Annotated in this window: 19 protein-coding genes; 12 read left to right on the top strand and 7 right to left on the bottom strand. The window is 73.2% G+C overall.

Going from position 1 to position 17,695, the window contains the following annotated elements; genetic code table 11:
• Positions 1-7: 7 nt before the first annotated feature.
• The 3 genes from ACFYMM_RS36815 to ACFYMM_RS36805 are packed head-to-tail and all read left to right on the top strand — an operon-like array spanning position 8 to position 2,759.
• Positions 8-697 carry a response regulator transcription factor gene (locus tag ACFYMM_RS36815; RefSeq protein WP_388395147.1) on the top strand — a complete coding sequence of 230 codons (690 nt, stop codon included), beginning with the start codon at positions 8-10 and terminating at the stop codon, positions 695-697.
• The gene (locus ACFYMM_RS36810) at positions 694-2,133 is read left to right on the top strand and encodes a sensor histidine kinase (RefSeq protein WP_388395144.1); all 1,440 of its coding nucleotides are present in this window, start codon (positions 694-696) and stop codon (positions 2,131-2,133) included. The genes ACFYMM_RS36815 and ACFYMM_RS36810 overlap by 4 nt, the downstream gene beginning before the upstream one ends.
• A gap of 41 nt (positions 2,134-2,174) precedes the next feature.
• On the top strand, positions 2,175-2,759 hold the full coding sequence (locus ACFYMM_RS36805) for a hypothetical protein (RefSeq protein WP_388395141.1): 585 nt from the start codon (positions 2,175-2,177) through the stop codon (positions 2,757-2,759).
• 30 nt (positions 2,760-2,789) lie between these two features.
• Here the strand turns inward: ACFYMM_RS36805 and ACFYMM_RS36800 are convergent, their stop codons facing one another.
• The 5 genes from ACFYMM_RS36800 to ACFYMM_RS36780 all read right to left on the bottom strand — a co-directional run bounded on the left by ACFYMM_RS36800 (position 2,790) and on the right by ACFYMM_RS36780 (position 7,920).
• On the bottom strand, positions 2,790-4,355 hold the full coding sequence (locus ACFYMM_RS36800) for an MFS transporter (RefSeq protein ID WP_388395139.1): 1,566 nt from the start codon (positions 4,353-4,355) through the stop codon (positions 2,790-2,792).
• A gap of 238 nt (positions 4,356-4,593) precedes the next feature.
• A complete protein-coding gene (gene msrB / locus ACFYMM_RS36795) occupies positions 4,594-5,001 on the bottom strand; it encodes a peptide-methionine (R)-S-oxide reductase MsrB (protein WP_388395137.1) in 408 nt (135 codons plus the stop codon).
• 30 nt (positions 5,002-5,031) lie between these two features.
• Positions 5,032-6,420: a UDP-N-acetylmuramate--L-alanine ligase gene (gene murC / locus ACFYMM_RS36790; protein ID WP_388395135.1), complete on the bottom strand. Its 1,389-nt coding sequence runs from the start codon at positions 6,418-6,420 to the stop codon at positions 5,032-5,034.
• Between the two features lie 78 nt (positions 6,421-6,498).
• The gene (locus ACFYMM_RS36785) at positions 6,499-6,972 is read right to left on the bottom strand and encodes an indole-3-glycerol phosphate synthase (RefSeq protein WP_388395133.1); all 474 of its coding nucleotides are present in this window, start codon (positions 6,970-6,972) and stop codon (positions 6,499-6,501) included.
• A 132-nt stretch (positions 6,973-7,104) separates the two neighbouring features.
• Complete coding sequence (locus ACFYMM_RS36780) at positions 7,105-7,920, bottom strand: pyrimidine reductase family protein (RefSeq protein ID WP_388395130.1); 816 nt, start codon at positions 7,918-7,920, stop codon at positions 7,105-7,107.
• A gap of 37 nt (positions 7,921-7,957) precedes the next feature.
• Between ACFYMM_RS36780 and zapE the strand changes: the two genes are divergently transcribed.
• From zapE to ACFYMM_RS36740, 8 genes are all read left to right on the top strand, one after another.
• Complete coding sequence (gene zapE, locus ACFYMM_RS36775) at positions 7,958-9,067, top strand: cell division protein ZapE (RefSeq protein WP_388395128.1); 1,110 nt, start codon at positions 7,958-7,960, stop codon at positions 9,065-9,067.
• Between the two features lie 184 nt (positions 9,068-9,251).
• Complete coding sequence (locus tag ACFYMM_RS36770; protein ID WP_388395125.1) at positions 9,252-9,647, top strand: hypothetical protein; 396 nt, start codon at positions 9,252-9,254, stop codon at positions 9,645-9,647.
• 79 nt (positions 9,648-9,726) lie between these two features.
• Positions 9,727-10,305, top strand: a complete 579-nt coding sequence (locus ACFYMM_RS36765) for a carbonic anhydrase (protein WP_388395122.1) — start codon at positions 9,727-9,729, stop codon at positions 10,303-10,305.
• A gap of 8 nt (positions 10,306-10,313) precedes the next feature.
• A complete protein-coding gene (locus ACFYMM_RS36760; protein WP_388395119.1) occupies positions 10,314-11,831 on the top strand; it encodes a SulP family inorganic anion transporter in 1,518 nt (505 codons plus the stop codon).
• Between the two features lie 152 nt (positions 11,832-11,983).
• Positions 11,984-12,781: a slipin family protein gene (locus tag ACFYMM_RS36755; RefSeq protein ID WP_388395117.1), complete on the top strand. Its 798-nt coding sequence runs from the start codon at positions 11,984-11,986 to the stop codon at positions 12,779-12,781.
• 10 nt (positions 12,782-12,791) lie between these two features.
• A complete protein-coding gene (locus tag ACFYMM_RS36750) occupies positions 12,792-13,382 on the top strand; it encodes a YbhB/YbcL family Raf kinase inhibitor-like protein (RefSeq protein WP_388395114.1) in 591 nt (196 codons plus the stop codon).
• Positions 13,383-13,449: 67 nt separating this feature from the next.
• Positions 13,450-14,304 carry a PPK2 family polyphosphate kinase gene (locus ACFYMM_RS36745; protein WP_388395110.1) on the top strand — a complete coding sequence of 285 codons (855 nt, stop codon included), beginning with the start codon at positions 13,450-13,452 and terminating at the stop codon, positions 14,302-14,304.
• A 108-nt stretch (positions 14,305-14,412) separates the two neighbouring features.
• Positions 14,413-15,255: a polysaccharide deacetylase family protein gene (locus ACFYMM_RS36740; RefSeq protein WP_388395192.1), complete on the top strand. Its 843-nt coding sequence runs from the start codon at positions 14,413-14,415 to the stop codon at positions 15,253-15,255.
• A gap of 31 nt (positions 15,256-15,286) precedes the next feature.
• On the opposite strand, the gene ACFYMM_RS36735 is transcribed toward ACFYMM_RS36740, so the two are convergent.
• Positions 15,287-15,958, bottom strand: coding sequence for an ABC transporter (locus ACFYMM_RS36735; RefSeq protein ID WP_388395107.1), 672 nt, complete (start codon positions 15,956-15,958; stop codon positions 15,287-15,289).
• Positions 15,955-16,827, bottom strand: a complete 873-nt coding sequence (locus ACFYMM_RS36730; protein WP_388395105.1) for an ATP-binding cassette domain-containing protein — start codon at positions 16,825-16,827, stop codon at positions 15,955-15,957. The genes ACFYMM_RS36735 and ACFYMM_RS36730 overlap by 4 nt, the downstream gene beginning before the upstream one ends.
• 73 nt (positions 16,828-16,900) lie before the next feature.
• Here ACFYMM_RS36730 and ACFYMM_RS36725 point away from each other — a divergent pair, with 73 nt between their 5' ends.
• Positions 16,901-17,617 carry a peptidyl-tRNA hydrolase gene (locus tag ACFYMM_RS36725; RefSeq protein ID WP_388395102.1) on the top strand — a complete coding sequence of 239 codons (717 nt, stop codon included), beginning with the start codon at positions 16,901-16,903 and terminating at the stop codon, positions 17,615-17,617.
• The last annotated feature ends 78 nt before the right edge of the window (positions 17,618-17,695 follow it).

Genomic DNA, 17,695 nt, shown 5'->3' with positions numbered 1-17,695 from the left:
TGAGCGGGTGGAAAAAGTACGACTCCTCGTCGTGGACGACGACCCGCCCATCGCCGATCTCGTCGCGACCGTCGCCCGCTACGAGGGCTGGGACGCGGTCACCGCCAACTCGGGCGAGGAGGCGCTCACCCTGGCCGGCGAGTTCCGTCCGGACATCGTGGTGCTCGACCTGATGCTGCCGGACCTGGACGGCTTCGGCGTGCTCGACCGGCTGCGGCGCTCCGGCGCGATGGTGCCGGTGGTGTTCCTGACGGCGCGGGACGGGGTCGCCGACCGGGTGGCGGGACTGACCCGGGGCGGCGACGACTACCTGGTCAAGCCGTTCGCGGTGGAGGAGCTGATGGCCCGGCTGCGCACGGTGCTGCGGCGCAGCGCCGGACCGGGTTTCCAGCGCTCGGTGCTGCGGGTGGCCGACCTGACGATGGACGAGGACACCCGGGAGGTGCGCCGCGCCGGGAAGCTGCTGACCCTCACCCCGACCGAGTACGAGGTGCTGCGCTTCCTGATGCGCAAGTCGCCGACCGTGATGACCAAGGCGCAGATCCTCGACCATGTGTGGGAGTACGGCTTCGGGGGCCGATCGAACGTCGTGGAGCTGGTCGTCAGCCGGCTGCGCCGCAAGCTGGACGACACGGGTGAGCCGCTGATCCAGACGGTACGGGGCTTCGGGTACGTCATCCGGCAGGCGGCCGAGTGATCGGCCGGCTGCGGCAGGGGTACCGCGGGATGCGCCTGGGCACCCGGCTCGCGCTCGGTCTGGGGGCGCTGGCGCTGGTGGTGTTCGCGGTCGTCGGCACCGCCCTGACGACGTACATGCGGGACTATCTGTCGGCCCAGCTCGACGACCAGCTCGGGCTGGCCCAGGTCGCCCAGTCCAAGAGCATCGCGGACAACGGCACACTGCAGGGCAAGAAGTACTACCGCTGGTACTACGCCGTGTACGACGTGTCGGGCGGCGCCGCCGTGCTCCGCAAGCCCGAGGAGAGCGGTGACCTGCCGACCGACATCGCCCCGCTGACCTCACTGGCCAGGGCGCAGGCCGCCACCGGTGCCGAGGTGCTGAGCACCGCGCACCTCGCCGGCGAGGGCGAGTACCGGCTGCGGGCCTGCGCGGTCGAACCGGGTGTGGTGCTGGTCAGCGGGGCACCGATGAACGACATCGACGACACGGTACGGCGGCTGGTGACGGTCCAGGTCGTCGCCTTCGGGCTGGCGCTGCTGGCGCTGGTGGTGGCCGGCCGGCGGATGCTGCGCCGGGGCCTGAAGCCGCTGAGCGACATGGCGCGCACCGCGCACGGCATCGCCTCGCACGACCTGACCGAGTCGGCGGCCCGGCTGCCGCTGCGCGCCGACAAGCGGGGCGGTGGCCCGGAGGTCGAGGAACTGCGGACCGCCTTCAACACCATGCTGGAGCACATCGACGAATCCCTCGCGGTGCGGGCGGAGGCGGAAAAGCGGCTGCGGAGGTTCGTCGCCGACGCCTCGCACGAGCTGCGCACGCCCCTGATGTCGGTACGGGGCTACGCGGACCTCTTCCAGTACGCCGCCGCCAACGCGCCCGGGGAACGCGACCGGCACCTGGCCCGGCTGCGCGCCGAGGCCGCCCGCATGGGCGTGCTCCTGGACGACCTGCTGCTGCTCGCCCGGCTGGACGCGGCGGAGGTCGACGCCCCGCTGCGCCTGGAGGACACCGACCTGACGGAACTCGTCCGGGAGGCGGCGGACGCCTTCCGCGCGGCCCGCCCCGGCCACCCGCTGACGGCCGACACGGGCCCCGGGCCGGTCCGGCTGCGCCTTGACCCCGTGCGCATCCGCCAGGTCCTGGACAACCTCCTCACCAACGCGGCCGTCCACACCCCGCCCGGTACGCCGGTGTCGGTGTCGGTGTCGGTGTCCGCCCCGGACGGCCCGGCTACCGTCCGGGTCACCGACGGCGGGCCCGGCATCCCGGCCGCCGACCGCCACCGCGTCTTCGACCGCTTCTACCGCGTGGACAAGGCCCGCAGCCGGGACCGGGGCGGCAGCGGGCTGGGGCTGTCGGTGGCCCGGGCCCTGGCGCGGGCGCACGGCGGCAGCCTGGACCTGGAGTCCGGCGAGGGGACCACGACGTTCACCCTCACGCTGCCCGGTTAGGGTGGCACGAATGTGCGAGGGGTGGCCCGGGGAGGCTGGTCTTGGGAGCGGGGCGTTCGTGGGAGACCGTGGCCGCCGAACCCGAGGTCACCCTGCGCCGCTACCCGGCGGCCCGCCAGCGTGCCCAGGACCGCCATCCGGCCGCCGCCCGCCTGACCGCCGACCCCGACGTACGCTGGCCGCGCTCCGCCGATGTCCTCGTCCTGCCACAGGGCCGTCCCGCCCGCCCGGACACGGTGAGCCGGGCGGACTTCGCGGTCCGCTTCCCGGGCAGCGCGCCGGTGGCGGTCGAGGAGACGGACGGGCGCTGTCTCCTGCTGGCCGCCGACGGGACACCGCTGCGCTGCCGCTGGCCGCGGCGGCCCGGGTGGGCAACGTTCGAGCTGGCCGCGTCCGCCGCGTACACCTGGATGACCTCGGGCCCCCGCGAGGGCGACGCCGTACGGCTCGGGGTCCGGGCGGGGCGGAGTTGGTGGCGCTGGCCGGCGTGGGCGCGTCCAGCGTGGTTGCAACTGCTGGTGAACGAGGGGTTCGCGTGGGCCAGGGCCAAGGTGGTGGGCGTGGCACATACACGGGTCGGTAATCCGGGGAATCGCCGAGCGCGGCCGGGGCGGCACGGTGGCTGACGCCCCGGCGTTCGTTCGTGGTCGGGCCGTTCAGACCGTCGCGGGCTGCTCGCTCGGGGTGATGCCCGTCTCGGCCGCCTCCTCGCCCTTGCCGCGCAGGGCGATCACGCTGAGGAGGCAGCAGGCGAGGGCCGCGACGCCACAGACGATGTAGCCGATCGTGTAGCCGTTGCCGAGGGCTTCGAGAGCGAGGGGGGCCGCGCCTCCCGGCGGTGAGGCCGGGGGAACGGAGTTGACGGCGAGGGGGCCGCCTTCGGCCGCGACCTGGCCGGCCGACGCCTTGACCTGGGCGCCGAGGGGGGAGGCGGCCAGGTTCCGGGTGAACTCGTCGGCGGCGTGGCTGAGGGCGATCGCGCCGATGACGGCCGGGCCGAGCGTGAAGCCGAAGTCCCGCAGCAGGCTGGTGGACGCGCTCGCCATGCCCGCGTAGTGGACCTCCACCGTGTTGACGGCGGTCGCGGTGATCGAGGAGACGGTGAGCGCGAAGCCGATGCCCACCAGTCCGATCGGGAGGATCAGCGAGGTCAGCGCGCGGTCGTGGACCGAGAGGGTGGCGGCGGTGAAGTCTCCCGCCGCCATCAGCGCCAGACCGGTGCCGAGCACCCAGCGCGGGCTGACCTTCTCCAGCAGCCAGGAGATCAGCGGCATCAGCAGCAGCGTCCAGGCGTTCAGCAGGATGAAGGCGAACGAGCCGCGCAGCGGGCTCTGGTGCTGGATCGGGCCGAGCCGGATGCTGGTGGCGTAGGCGGTTCCGAGGTAGCTGAACATGCCGACCACGGCGACGAACGAGGCCACGGCGAAGGCCCGGTTCCTGAACAGGTCGAGGCGGAGCAGCGGAGAGGCCGCCCGGTTCTCCGCGACGACGAACAGCGCGATGAAGACGGCCGCGACCACGTACGCGATCACCACCGGTGTCGCCGTCCATCCGTCCGTCGGCCCCTGGATCACCGCGTACAGCAGGGCGAACATGCCGATGCCGATGGTGATCTGCCCGGCGAGGTCGAGCGAACGCCCCTCGGGGGCACTGGAGTTCCGCGCCAGCAGCTGGCTGAGCACCGTGCTGATCAGCGCCAGCGCGGTGACGACGACGAAGGCCCAGCGCCAGGAGCCGTAGTTCCCGGTGATACCGCCGAGGACCGGGGCGATGAATCCGCCGCTGGAGAGGGCGGCGGCCCACATGGTGATCGTACGGGCGCGGTCCCGGGCCGTGTGGGTGCCGGCGGCGATCACGGCCAGCGAGGTCGGGAAGAGCGCCGCCGCGCCCAGACCGGCGATGGCCTGGCCGACCCAGAGCATGTGGATGCCGTTGCTCGCCGCGGCCAGCGCCTCGCCGACGACCAGCAGGGCGCCGCCGCCGACCAGCAGCCGCTTGCGCCCGAAGAGGTCACCGAGGACGCCGAAGGTCAGCTCCAGCACGGTGACGGGCAGCAGGAAGGCGTCGGAGATCCACGTCAGCTGCGAGCCGATGGGGTGCAGGTCCTCCTGGAACAGTCCGTTCAGGGTGGCCGGCATGGCGAGGGCGATCTGCGCCAGGCAGACCGCGAAACAGCCGGCCACCAGGGTGCCGACGGGCAGTTTGCGCGCTTCAGTGGACACGTGTGCTCCCCTTTGAGCGGTCATGCGGGAGATGCGCGGGGATGCGCGAGACGGGCCGGATGTGGGGGACGGCAGCGCCGAGAACGCGATGAATGTAGGGCAGTTTTTTCACCTCGGTCAATAGACTGCCCAATATCATTCCCCGTGCATCCCGAAGATGTCATGCACATGTCAAACATTGCGGCCCCACCGGGAGCTGAAAGCCCACCGGTGGTCCCGCCTCGGCCGCCGTCCGGCGTCAGCCCTCGTCCGGCGTCAGCCGCAGCGAGATCGAGTTGATGCAGTACCGCTGGTCCGTCGGGGTCGGATAGCCCTCACCCTCGAACACGTGCCCGAGGTGCGAGCCGCAGCGTGCGCACCGCACCTCGGTGCGCACCATTCCGTGCGACCGGTCCGCGATCAGCTCGACCGCGTCGGTGTCCTTCGGGTCGTAGAAGGACGGCCAGCCGCAGTGGGACTCGAACTTCGTGGTGGAAGTGAAGAGTTCGGCGCCACAGGCGCGGCAGGAGTACACGCCCGTGGTCTTGGTGTCGGTGTACTCACCGGTGAAGGCCGGCTCCGTGGCGGCCTGCCGCAGCACCGCGTACTCCGCCGGGTTCAGCTCCGCGCGCCACTGCTCGTCCGGCTTCTCGACGTCGTACGACATGAGCCTCAGTCCCTCACTACTCATTACTCACTACTGCGACAGACGGTCCAGGATCAGCGGGCCCAGGTCGGTCACGTCACCCGCGCCCATGGTGAGAACGAGATCACCCGGCTTCGCCATTCCCGCGATCACCGCGGGGACCTCCGCCTTCTCGTGCACGGCCGTGACGTCCGCGCCCGCCGCGCGCGCCGCCTCGACGATCAGCTCGCTGGTGACGCCGGGGATCGGGTCCTCGCGGGCCGGGTAGATGTCGAGGACCACCGAGGAGTCCGCCAGGTTCAGGGACTCGCCCATCTCCTTGCCCAGCTCCTGGGTGCGGGAGAACAGGTGCGGCTGGAAGACGACCAGGATCCGGGCGTCCCCGGCGGCGGCCCGCATGGCCTCCAGGTCGGCGGACATCTCCGTGGGGTGGTGGGCGTAGGAGTCGATCACCTGGACGCCGGCCGCCTCGCCCTTGAGCTGCAGGCGCCGCTTCACCCCGGTGTACGCGGCCAGCGCGGGCGCCAGCCGGTCGGCCGGGACGCCGAGCGCCACGCCCGCCGCCAGTGCGGCGACCGCGTTGTGCGCGTAGTGCCGGCCGGGCACCGACACCGCGAAGGTCAGCTCCCGGCCCTCCAGCAGAACGGTGACCTCGCTCTTCAGCCCCTGCGGGACCACCGACAGCACCCGTACGTCGGCGTCGGCCGCCTCGCCGTACGTCACCGTCCGCACCGAACCCGCCAGCCGCCGGGTCAGCTCCCGGGCGCCCTCGTGGTCGGCGGAGATCACCAGCGTGCCGCCGGGTACGATCCGGCCCGCGAAGGTCTCGAAGGACTCGTAGATCTCGTCCATCGAGGCGTAGTTGGCGTGGTGGTCCAGCTCGACGTTGAGGACGATGGCGACCTCGGGCGCGTACTTGTGGAAGCTGCGGTCCGATTCGTCCGCCTCGGCGACGAAGATCTCCCCGTCGCCGTGCCGCGCGTTGGAGCCGGGGGCGTCCAGGTCGCCGCCGATGGCGTACGACGGGTTCAGGCCCAGCTCGCTCAGCGACACCGCCAGCATCGAGGTGGTGGTCGTCTTGCCGTGGGTGCCCGCCACCGCGACCGGACGCAGCCCCTCCATCAGCGCGGCCAGCGCGTCCGAGCGGTGGACGACCGCGATCCCCAGTTCGGCGGCCCGGACCAGCTCGGGGTTGTCCTGCCGGATCGCCGACGACACGACCACACAGCTGGCGTCGTCGGCGAGGTGCCCGGCCGCGTGCCCGATGTGCACGCTCACCCCCAGCGCCCGCAGCGCCTCGGCGGTCGCCGACTCCCTCGCGTCGCTGCCGGCGACCCTCGCACCGCGCTGCGCGAGGATCTTGGCGATCCCCGACATGCCGGCGCCGCCGATGCCGATGAAGTGCGGTCGCTCCATGGCGGTGGGAAGGCCGGCTGCCATGTGTGTCTCCTGGGTGGTACGGCGAACGTCGAGTCGTCCCAAACCCTATGGCACCCGGGAGGGCGCGGCGGGCACCCCTCACCCCTCGCTGTGCGAGAACAGCTTCAGCACCGGCACGCCCACCTTGTGCCGGGCCCGGGACGCCCAGTCTCTGTGGAAGAACTCCTCCACGTAGTGGGGATCGGTCAGCACGATCACCTCGTCCGCGCCCACCTCGCCGACCAGCGCCTTCAGCGCGTCGAGCGGGTGGTCCTCGACCAGGCGCCCCTCGGCCGCGCTGCCGGCCGCCCGCAGCGCGGCCAGCGACACGTCCAGCGCCTGCTCGGCGGGCGCCTTCGCCGCCGCGCCCTCCGGCGTCGCGCCCTCCCGGGCCGCCTCGTCGAGTTCGCCCAGCGCGATGTCGTCGATGGCCCGCAGCAGCCGGTCCGCCTGGTCGCCGCGCGGCTGCAGCAGCACATGGAACGAGACCGGCTCGTCCCCGTGCAAGGTGGTGACGAACTCCACGTCGACGGACGTCAGGGCCTTCTCGATCATCAGCACGCTTGTGAACACCAGCCGCCTCTTCTCCTGCGAGCGCGGGCCGTGGCCGGCCCCTGCGGAAACCATCCTGCCCCGTGATCGCACGGGTAGTGCCGGTTCCAGTGTGCCCACCGAAAGCTAACCGGAGCGGTACATTCCGGCGATTCAGGACCGCTGGTAGCGACTGAACAGGAACCCGTCCTCCTCCAGCAGCGACACGAGGCCGAAGCGGCGCGGTACGGCGACCGGCGGCCCCCCCGCGATGCGCTGCGCGTCCCCCGCGGTCAGCATCGGCGAGACGGTCAGGCACAGCTCGTCCAGCACGCCGGCCGCGATCAGCTGGCCGAGCAGCCGGGGGCCGCCCTCGGTGAGCAGCCGGGTGTGGCCGAGGCCGGCGAGGGCGCGTACCGCGCGGGCGGGGTCGATGCCGACGCCGTCACCGGCGACGACCACCCGGGCGCCGGCCTTCTCGGCGGTGGCGATCCGGTCCGGGGCCGCCGCCGCGCCGGTCAGGATCAGGGTGGGCACCAGGGGCGAGGTGAACAGCGGGAGCGTGAAGTCCAGCTCCAGGCCCGCGGTGACGACCGCGATGGCCGGTGCCGGTTCCTGCCCCGCCGCCTTCCTCGCGCCCGCGAACTCCGCACGCGCGCGTGCCGGGCGGTACCCCTCCTGCCGTACTGTTTCGGCGCCCACGACGACGACGTCCGCGAGCGCCCGGAGCGTGCCGAAGATCCGCATGTCGGTGGCGGTGGAGATGGGCTGGGAGCGCCCGTCGTGCTGGGCGGCCCCGTCGAGCGTGGCGACCATGTTGGCCCGCAGCCACGGCTCGGGGCCGCCCCCGCCGGCCGTCCGCGCAGGCTCGGGGTAGGCGTAGGCGGCGGCCAGTTCGGCGAGGCTCCACTCGCGGCCGGCGCCATCGGTACCGGTGGCACCGGCGGCGGTGGTCACTGTCTCGTCGGTCACAGGGAACAGGCGTCGCATGCGGTGCAGTGTGACACGGCGCTTAGCATGGGGAACCGTGTCGTCCTCTCCCACCGCCCGCAGCATCGGCTCCATAGCCGACGCGGCCGCCCCGCTGTCCCTGTGCACCCGCGAGCCGCACGTCCCGGCGGACCGGCTGGTCGCCGAGATGGTGCCGCCGCCACGCTTCGACTCGGTCCGTTTCGACACGTACATCCCGGACCCGAACCAGCCCAGCCAGACCGAGGCGGTAGGTGTCCTCGCGGGCTTCGCCGCCGGGATCGGCGGGGCGCACGCCACCGGCGCCGGCCGCCGCGGGTTCCTCGGGTTCGGCAGGGCCAGGGCGGCCAGGACGCCGGCCGGCCCGCGCGGGGTCTACCTCGACGGCGGTTACGGCGTCGGCAAGACGCACCTGCTCGCCTCCCTGTGGCACGCCGCACCGGCCGAGCCCGCCCGCAAGGCGTTCGGCACCTTCGTCGAGCTGACCAACCTGGTCGGCGCCCTGGGCTTCCAGAAGACCGTGCAGACGCTGTCCGGGCACAGTCTGCTGTGCATCGACGAGTTCGAGCTGGACGACCCGGGCGACACCGTCCTGGTCTCGACACTGCTCGGCAAGCTGGTCGAGGCGGGGGTCGCGCTCGCCGCCACCTCCAACACACTGCCCGGCAAGCTGGGCGAGGGCCGGTTCGCCGCCGCCGACTTCCTGCGCGAGATCCAGGGCCTGTCCGCGCACTTCCGGGCCCTGCGCATCGACGGCGAGGACTACCGCCACCGCGGTCTGCCCGCGGCCCCGGCGCCGTACTCGGACGAGCAGGTGACGAAGGCCGCGTACGCCACCCCGGGCGCGTCCCTGGACGACTTCCCGCACCTGCTGGACCATCTGGCCCGGGTGCACCCCAGCCGGTACGGGGCGCTGACCGACGGTCTGCGCGCGGTCTGCCTCACCGACGTACGGCCGGTGCCGGACCAGTCGACCGCGCTGCGGCTCGTGGTGCTCGCGGACCGGCTCTACGACCGTGAGGTGCCGGTGCTCGCCTCGGGGCTGCCCTTCGACCAGTTGTTCAGCGAGGAGATGCTGAACGGCGGCTACCGCAAGAAGTACTTCCGCGCGATATCCCGGCTCACCGCGCTGGCGAGGGACGCGAAGGGGCTCGCGGCGACCCACTAGCCGATCACGCCCCGGCGGGTCAAGGGCCGGATCAGGCCACGGCACCCGCGTTTTCCACGCTCACTCGGGCACGAAACACCGAGTTAACCCTGCAAACGACTTTGCCGGGTTACTGTGCTTCTTGACCAACCATTGACCAGTGCTTGGCGTGGGCGAGAGACGTGAACCAGCGGGAGGAGGGCGCATGATCCGAGGCACGACAGCCCGGGCCGTGATCTCGTTCCTCACCGCCGCCCTGCTCGCACTGACGTTCTTCGCATCAGCGGGATCCTTCGCATCCGCGCACACACTCCGTCAGGTCGAGGCCAAGGCTCAGCCCGGCATCACCTCCGCCTCGAAGGCGGTGCGCGACGACGCGGACACGTTCCGCGAGGAAAGCCGACCCGGGGAGCCCACCGGCGCCCCGCAGACCCGCGACCGCCACCGTGCCTCCGCCTCCGGATGGGCACCGGACCGTCCGCTGCCCGTCCGGGACCCGGCGGCACCGCGCACGCAGGTCGCACCAGGCGTACCGCGCCACAGCACAGCGAGATCCCCGAGAGCCCACTCTCCGGCCGCACTGCAGGTCTTCCGCTGCTGAGAGTCCGGTCCTCTCCGCCCCCACGACCGTCGTGCAAGCCCGACGCGCCCCCATGCGCGCCAGGAGGAGTCCACACAGCATGCAGCCCCTCATCGACAACGCCCGTACGTTCGGACAACGCCCTGAGGAGTTCGCCAAACTCGCCGAGGGCCAGTCCCCTCAGGTGCTCTTCATCACCTGCTCCGATTCCCGGGTCGTCCCGGCCCTGATCACGGGCGCCGGCCCCGGCGAGCTGTTCGAGCTGCGCACCGCGGGCAATATCGTCCCGCCGTACGCCTCCGAGCACCCGACCAGCGAGGCGGCCACCATCGAGTACGCCGTGGAGGTGCTCGGCGTCCGCGACATCGTCGTCTGCGGCCACTCGCACTGCGGTGCCGTCGGCGCGCTGGTGCGCGGCGACGACCTCGACGCCGTACCCGCCGTGCGGGACTGGCTGTCCCACGCGACCCCACGGCCCAAGGGCGCCGTGGAGGACCCTTGCGTCGCCGAGGGCGTGCAGAGCCACGTCCTGACCCAGCTGCTGCGCCTGCGCTCGTACCCGTGCGTGGAGGCGGGGCTGGCCGAGGGCCGACTCGGCCTGCACGCCTGGTACTACGAGGTGCACACCGGTGCCGTACGGACGCACCGCCCGCAGACCGACACCTTCGAGTCCCTGTGAGCGCGCCGATGCCCCGCACTCCCATATCCCGTTTCCCGTACCTCAGGCAGGACTTCGCCGCCTCCCTGGTCGTCTTCCTGGTCGCGCTGCCGCTCTGCGTGGGCGTGGCCGTCGCCTCCGGCGTCCCGGCCGAGCTGGGGCTCGTCACCGGCATCGTGGGCGGCATCGTCACCGGACTGATGCGCGGCAGCAGCCTCCAGGTGTCGGGACCGGCCGCCGGCCTGACCGTGCTGGTGTTCGAGGCGGTCGAGGAGTTCGGGCTGCCCGCGCTCGGCGCGATCGTGCTGGTCTCGGGCCTGCTCCAGATCCTGATGGGCGTCCTGAGGCTGGGCCGCTACTTCCGGGCCATCTCGGTCTCCGTCGTCGAGGGCATGCTGGCCGGAATCGGTCTGGTGCTGATCGCCGGCCAGCTGTACCCGGCGCTCGCCGCCAAGGCCCCCGACTCGGGCCTGGCCAAGATAGCCGGGCTCCCCGGGGCACTTCTGGACGCCCTGGGCAAGGCCGAGGCGATGACGTCGTTCGCGCTCGGCGCGGGCACCGTCGCGGTCCTCGTCCTGTGGAAGCACGCGCCCGCCAAGGTGCGTACGGTCCCCGGTCCGCTGGCCGCGGTCGGTCTGGCCACGCTGGCCGCCCTCGCCCTGCCGCAGTCGGTGGCCACCGTCGAGGTGAAGGGACTGCTCGGCTCGATCCAGCCGCCGCCGATGAGCGCCTTCGGCGAGCTGGCCGGACTCGGGGCGCTCGGCACGGTCGTCGCCTTCACGCTGATCGCGTCCGCCGAGTCGCTGTTCAGCGCGGCGGCCGTGGACCGGCTGCACGACGGGCCGCGCACCGAGTACGACAAGGAGCTGGTCGCCCAGGGCGCGGGCAACACCCTCTGCGGGCTGCTCGGCGCGCTGCCGATGACCGCGGTGATCGTGCGCAGCGCGGCCAACGTCCAGGCGGGCGCGCGGACCAAGGCCTCCCGGGTGATGCACGGCGTGTGGCTGCTGCTGTTCGCGGCGCTGCTGCCGGGCGTGCTCGGCTACATCCCGATCCCGGCGCTCGCGGGCATCCTGATCTACTCGGGCGCCAAGCTGGTCCCCGTCCGCCAGCTCGCGGCCCTGTGGCGCGAGCATCGCGGCGAGGCGGTGATCCTCGCGGTGACGGCCGTGTCGATCGTGGCGGTCAGCATGTTCGAGGGCGTGCTCATCGGTTTGGCCCTGGCGGTCGTCAAGACCGCCTGGGAGGCCTCGCACATCCGGCTGGAGGTCGTCGACAAGGGCGCCGGGCCGGTCGACGCCCATCTCTCGGGCAACGCGACCTTCCTGCGGCTGCCGAAGATCCTCGACAGTCTGGAGGCGCTGCCCCAGGACCGGCCGGTGCGGCTGGACCTGTCCGGGCTGCACCACCTGGACCACGCCTGCCGTACGGCGCTGGAGAACTGGGCCGAGCGGCACAGCGCGGCCGGCACCGAGCCGGTGCGGATGACGGCGCCGGTGCGCTCCGAGGCGCGGGCAGAGGAGCGGGCCGAGGTCGCCGCCGGCTGACTCCGGTCCGGGCGGCCCGCTTCCGGGCCGGGTGCCGATACCCCTCGGCACCCGGCCCGGACCCTTGCGCCCTCGACCATGGCCTCGCCCCGCACAGTGGGCATATCGTTACAGCAGCAGACATAGCAGACCTCTCGGACGAGGAGGTCACGATGGTCCCGGAGCTGCTGGGTGCCGCCGCGACGGTGGGTTCCGTCGGCGTGCTCTACCTGGCGTCGGCCGCGCGCGTGGTCAAGCAGTACGAGCGGGGTGTGCTGTTCCGGCTCGGGCGGCTGTACGGCGAGGCACGCGCGCCCGGTTTCACGCTGGTGATCCCGTTCGTGGACCGGCTGCACAAGGTCAACATGCAGATCGTCACGATGCCGGTCCCCGCCCAGGAGGGCATCACCCGCGACAACGTCACCGTGCGCGTGGACGCGGTGGTCTACTTCCGGGTGATCGACCCGGCGAGCGCGCTGGTCAAGGTGGAGGACTACAAGTTCGCGGTCTCGCAGATGGCGCAGACCTCGCTGCGGTCCATCATCGGCAAGAGCGACCTGGACGACCTGCTCTCCAACCGCGAGAAGCTCAACCAGGGGCTGGAGCTGATGATCGACAGCCCGGCCGTCGGCTGGGGCGTGCAGGTCGACCGCGTCGAGATCAAGGACGTGTCCCTGCCGGACACGATGAAGCGCTCCATGGCCCGCCAGGCCGAGGCGGACCGTGAGCGGCGGGCGCGGATCATCAACGCCGACGCCGAACTGCAGGCCTCCAAGAAGCTCGCCGAGGCCGCCCAGCAGATGGAGGACACCCCCTCGGCGCTGCAACTGCGGCTTCTGCAGACGATCGTGGCGGTGGCGGCGGAGAAGAACTCCACCCTGGTCCTGCCGTTCCCGGTGGAGTTGCTGCGGTTCCTGGAGAGGGCACAGTCGCCCGCGTCGGACGGTGACTCCGCCCCCGCCGGCGGCTAACTTGTCGGCCATGCGCCGGACGTGGGTGGTGGCCGTACGCGCGACGACGGCCGTGGTGACGATGACGGCCGTGCTGACGGGGTGCGGCTCCGGCGGGGACGGCACCGCGCACGGTGCACCCTCCGCCCGGTCCGCCACCCCCGGCCCGGTGCGGCGGATGACCGTGAGCAGCCCCGCCTTCGCCGACGGCGGCACCCTCGCGCGCCGCTACACCTGCGACGGCGCGGACCTGTCGCCCGCGCTCGCCTTCTCCGGCGTGCCGGCCGGGGCCGCCGGCCTGGCGCTGCTCCTCCAGGACCCCGACGCACCGAACGGCCCGTTCACGCACTGGCTGGTGTGGGACATCGATCCGCGCACCACGCACCTGTCCGCCGGACAGCGGCCCCCGGGCGCGGCCGAGGGCCGCAACGGCTTCGGAAGGACGGGGTACGGCGGTCCGTGTCCGCCGCACGGCGACCGGCCGCACCACTACGTCCTCACCGGGTACGCCACCGACCGGCGCCCGCTGCTCTCCCCCGGCGCCACCCCGGCCGACCTCGCCCGGGCCCTGGCCGGCCACACCCTCGCCGTCGGCACGCTGACCGGCCGTTACGGACGCTGAACTGGCGTCCGCACCCTTTCGCGTCGCACGATCGAGGGATCCGACCGGCGACCGGAGGGGGTGCCCCATGACGGAGCGGACCCAGGATCCGCGCGAGCTGCTGCGCCTGCCCGTCGGCGGGCGGACCGACCTGGCCGGGTACGACACCCGGTCCACGCCCGGCGTCCTGGGCGGCAAGTCCGCCACCGTGGCCGCCACCGCCAGGGCCGGCAAGCGTCTGGCCGGGCTCCAGGAGCGGCTGTGGGCGGCGGGGACGGCGGGCGACCGGCGGCGCGTCCTGCTGGTGCTGCAGGGCATGGACACCAGCGGCAAGGGCGGCACGGTCAAGCACGTCATCGGCTGGCTCAACCCGTCCGGCTGCCGTATCCGTGCCTTCGGCGCCCCCACCGAGGAGGAGCGGCAGCACGACTTCCTCTGGCGGGTGCGGCGGTCGCTGCCCCGGCCCGGCGAGATCGGCATCTTCGACCGCTCGCACTACGAGGACGTCCTGATCGCGCGGGTGCGCCGGCTGGCCCCGGCCGCCGAGATCGACAGCCGCTACTGGCGGATCAACGACTTCGAGCGCAGCCTCACCGACGACGGCGTCACCCTGGTCAAGTGCTTCCTGCACATCTCCCCCGACGAGCAGCGGCGCCGCCTGCTGCGCCGTCTCGACCGGCCCGACAAGCACTGGAAGTTCAGCCCCGGCGACATCGACGACCGTGCCCGGTGGCCCGCCTACCAGAAGGCCTACGAGATCGCGCTGGAGCGCTGCTCGGCCCCGGCCGCGCCCTGGTACCTGATCCCGGCGGACCGCAAGTGGTACCGCGACTGGGCGGTGGCCCACCTGCTGCTGGCCCATCTGGAGGCGCTGGATCCGCGGTACCCGGAGGCCGACTTCGACCTGGCCGAGAGCCGGGCGCGGCTGCTGGGGCGGCGCTGAGGGCGACCGCCGCCCGGGTGACACCGCCGTCGCGCCATGTCGCATATCATCCGATTTTTGGACATCGGGTCCTACGTTCGGAGGGTGATCCGATTTCCACTGATTCCACTGTTTCCACTGGTACGACGTGTCACCGCCGTCTGCGCCCTGAGCACGGCCCTCGCCGCCTGCGGCACCGCCCAGACCCCCGGCGCCGTCCGTCCGGCCCCCGCCAAGCCCGCCGCCGCCCCGCACCGGCCGCCCACCCTCGCGCCGGGCCCCGGCGGACTGACCCCTGTCTTCGAGCACGGCCCGCGCACCCGGGGCAAGACCGTCGCCCTCACCTTCGACGCCGACATGACGGCCGACGAGGGGCCCCGCGCGGCAGCCGGCGAACACTTCGACAACCCGGCGCTCATCGGCACCCTGCGCAGGCTGAACGTCCCGGCCACCGTGTTCATGACCGGCCGGTGGGCCGAGCAGTACCCGACCCAGGCCCGCTCCCTCGCCCACGACCCGCAGTTCGAGGTGGCCAACCACTCGTACAGCCACTACGCGTTCACCGGCGACTGCTACGGACTGCCGACGGTCTCCGGCGACCGGATGAAGACGGACGTGGAGCGGGCGTACACCGCCCTGCGCACGGCGGGCGTGCCGAACGCGCTGCCGTACTTCCGCTTCCCTGGCGGCTGTTACGACCAGCGGGCGCTGCGCGCGCTCAGCGGCCTCGCCGTCACGGCGGTGCAGTGGGACGTGGTGAGCGGCGACGCGTTCGCCACCGACGCCGACGCCGTCGCCCGGCAGGTGCTGGACGGGGTCAAGCCCGGGTCGGTCGTGGTCATGCACTGCACCCGCAGCGCCGCCCCGGTCACCGAGGCGGCGGTACGCACGATCGTGCCGGAACTGCGTAAGCGCGGCTTCCGCTTCGTGAAGGTCTCCGAACTGATCGGCGAGACCGGCGGCCACCGCTGAGGCCCCCGCCCCGAGGGCGTGCGCGGCCCGCTCAGGGTGAGCGGCGGCCGGCCAGCGCGCAGGCGACGGCGCAGGCGACGGCCGCGAGCAGGGCGGCCGCCGCGAGGGGCGGCAACGGCACCGGGACCCGGCCCGACCGCGATCCGGTGACCAGTTGCCCGACCGCCGCCTGGGCGGGGGAGCCCGACGCCACCGTCGCCGGCAGCGCGGCCAGCAGCATCGCGGGCACCGCCCGGCCCGGCGAGCGCAGCAGCGGAGGGTTGGTGAGGGCGCCGACGGCCGTGCCCAGCAGCGCGCACGCGAGGGCGGCGAGCAGACCGGCCGCACCGGCCTGGAGCGGGGGAACGTGGCCGCGGTGGCCGTTGCCGGCAGGGTCGCTGATCAGTGTCACCACCACGGTCGCCGCGGTACCGAGGAACGCGGAGGCGGCGAGTGCGGTCAGCAGACAGGCGAGATGGGCCCTGGCGGGCCCGCTCGCCGCGGCGACGCAGGCCCGGGCCGCCGGGGGCTCGCCGGTGGCGCAGATCCGCACCAGCCACGCGGCCACCGGCAGCAGGGCGGCGGCGCCGTAGCCGAGGGAGTCGAGCACCGGCTGGCCGGCCTGCACGCCGACGCCCAGGAAGACGGCGTACAGGATGACCGGCGGCAGCCAGCGCTGGGAGCGCAGGAGCAGGGCGGCCTGGTAGCGCAGAAGGGCGGTCATGGGCGGCCTTCGGGGTCGGGGCGGCTGTCGGCGCCGGTCACGCTCACCACGTGCCAGGGCGGGCGGGCCGTCAGCAGGGCGCGCAGGACGACGTCGGAGCGGGAGGCGGAGACGGTGAGGCGGTGGGTGCCGGGCACGGGCTCGTCGGCCGAGGCGACCGCCTGGGCGGGGCCGGACGGCAGGGATGCCCCAACGGGGCCCTGAACGGTGACGACGACATACCGGACGTCGACTGAACTCGCTTTCTCCGTAAGGCGGTTGAGGGAGCCATCGGCAAGGGTGTAGGCGGCGTGCTGCGCGCCGGCCAGGCGGCGCGGGTCGTGGTCGACGAAGACGACGGCGGCGCCGGCGGCGGTCCGCTCGGCCACGGCGCGCTCCAGTTCGGCGCGGGCCGCCGCGTCCAGACCGGTCCAGGCCTCGTCGAGGACGAGCAGGTCGGGCGCGGCGAGCAGTGCCTGGGCGACCGCGACCTTCTGGCTGCTGCCCTTGGACAGCCGGGACAGCGGGGTGCCGGCGTGGGCGGTGGCGCCGAGGCGTTCGAGCCACTCGGCGGCGGCGCGGGTCGCGGTACGGCGGGAGAGGCCGTGGACGGTGCCGAGGTGGACCAGGTATCCGGAGGCGGTGAAGGGAAGGGCGGACGGGAACCGTTCGGGGACGTACGCCGTGCGGGGCCGGCCGGTGACTCGGCCCTCGCTCGGGGCGTCGAGTCCGGCGGCCAGCCTGAGGAGGGTGGACTTGCCGGTGCCGTTGGCGCCTTCGAGGCGGGTGAGGGTGCCGGGGGCGAGCGTGAGGTCGACGCCTCGCAGGACCCAGGGCCCGCGCAGGCCGTAGCGCCGCCCCACGCCCTCCAGCCGTAACTCGGTCGTCATGGCGGAGATACTCGCTCCTTCCTCTCCTCGCGCGCACGGAAGACCTGATCTTCCGCCTGGCAGACTGGAGGACGTGACCACTGACCCCACCGTTCCCGGCGACAGCCCCTTCCGTTCCGAGCGCACCGTGCGCGACGAGGCTCCGCAGTTCGTCCTTCCGCTCGTCGTACGGATGGAGAAGGCGGCACCGCCGGCCCGCACCGACGCCCTGGAGACCGCCGCCCGCGCCGTCCTGACGATGCTCTGCGACGAGCGGGCCGCGGGAGACGGGGAGTGGGCACGGGCGGTGCGGGACTGGGAGGACGCCCGGATCCGGAAGGTGGTCCGCCGGGCACGGGGCGCCGAGTGGCGGCGTGCGGAGGCGCTGCCCGGTATCACGGTCACCGGAAAGGCGGCGGAGGTACGGGTGTTCCCGCCGGTCCCGCTGGACGGCTGGCCGAAGGACCTGGCGAAGCTGCAGGTGTCCGGCACGGAACTGGACGATCCGGAGCCGCCGGTGGCCGCCGACCGCGCGCAGCCGGTGCTGTGGCTGAACCCGGACCTGGAGATGTCGGCCGGGAAGGCGATGGCGCAGGCGGGCCACGGCGCCCAACTGGCCTGGTGGGCACTGCCGCAGGAGGAGCGGACGGCCTGGCGCGAGGCGGGCTTCCCGCTCGCCGTACGCACGGCCGACCCGTCGTCCTGGCGCGAACTGACCGGCTCCGGGCTGCCGTTGGTACGGGACGCGGGCTTCACGGAGATCGCGCCGGGCTCCTGCACGGTGGTGGCGGACCACCCGGCCCTGCGCTGACGGCGGGCCGCGGGCCCAGGAGCGCCACCGCCCCCCACACCGTGGCCCCGGCGGCGGTGCTCCCCAACCTCAAATGTT

This window comes from Streptomyces sp. NPDC006739 (assembly GCF_042869815.1).
Lineage (GTDB): Bacteria > Actinomycetota > Actinomycetes > Streptomycetales > Streptomycetaceae > Streptomyces.
This window is presented reverse-complemented; position numbering and strand designations above follow the sequence as displayed.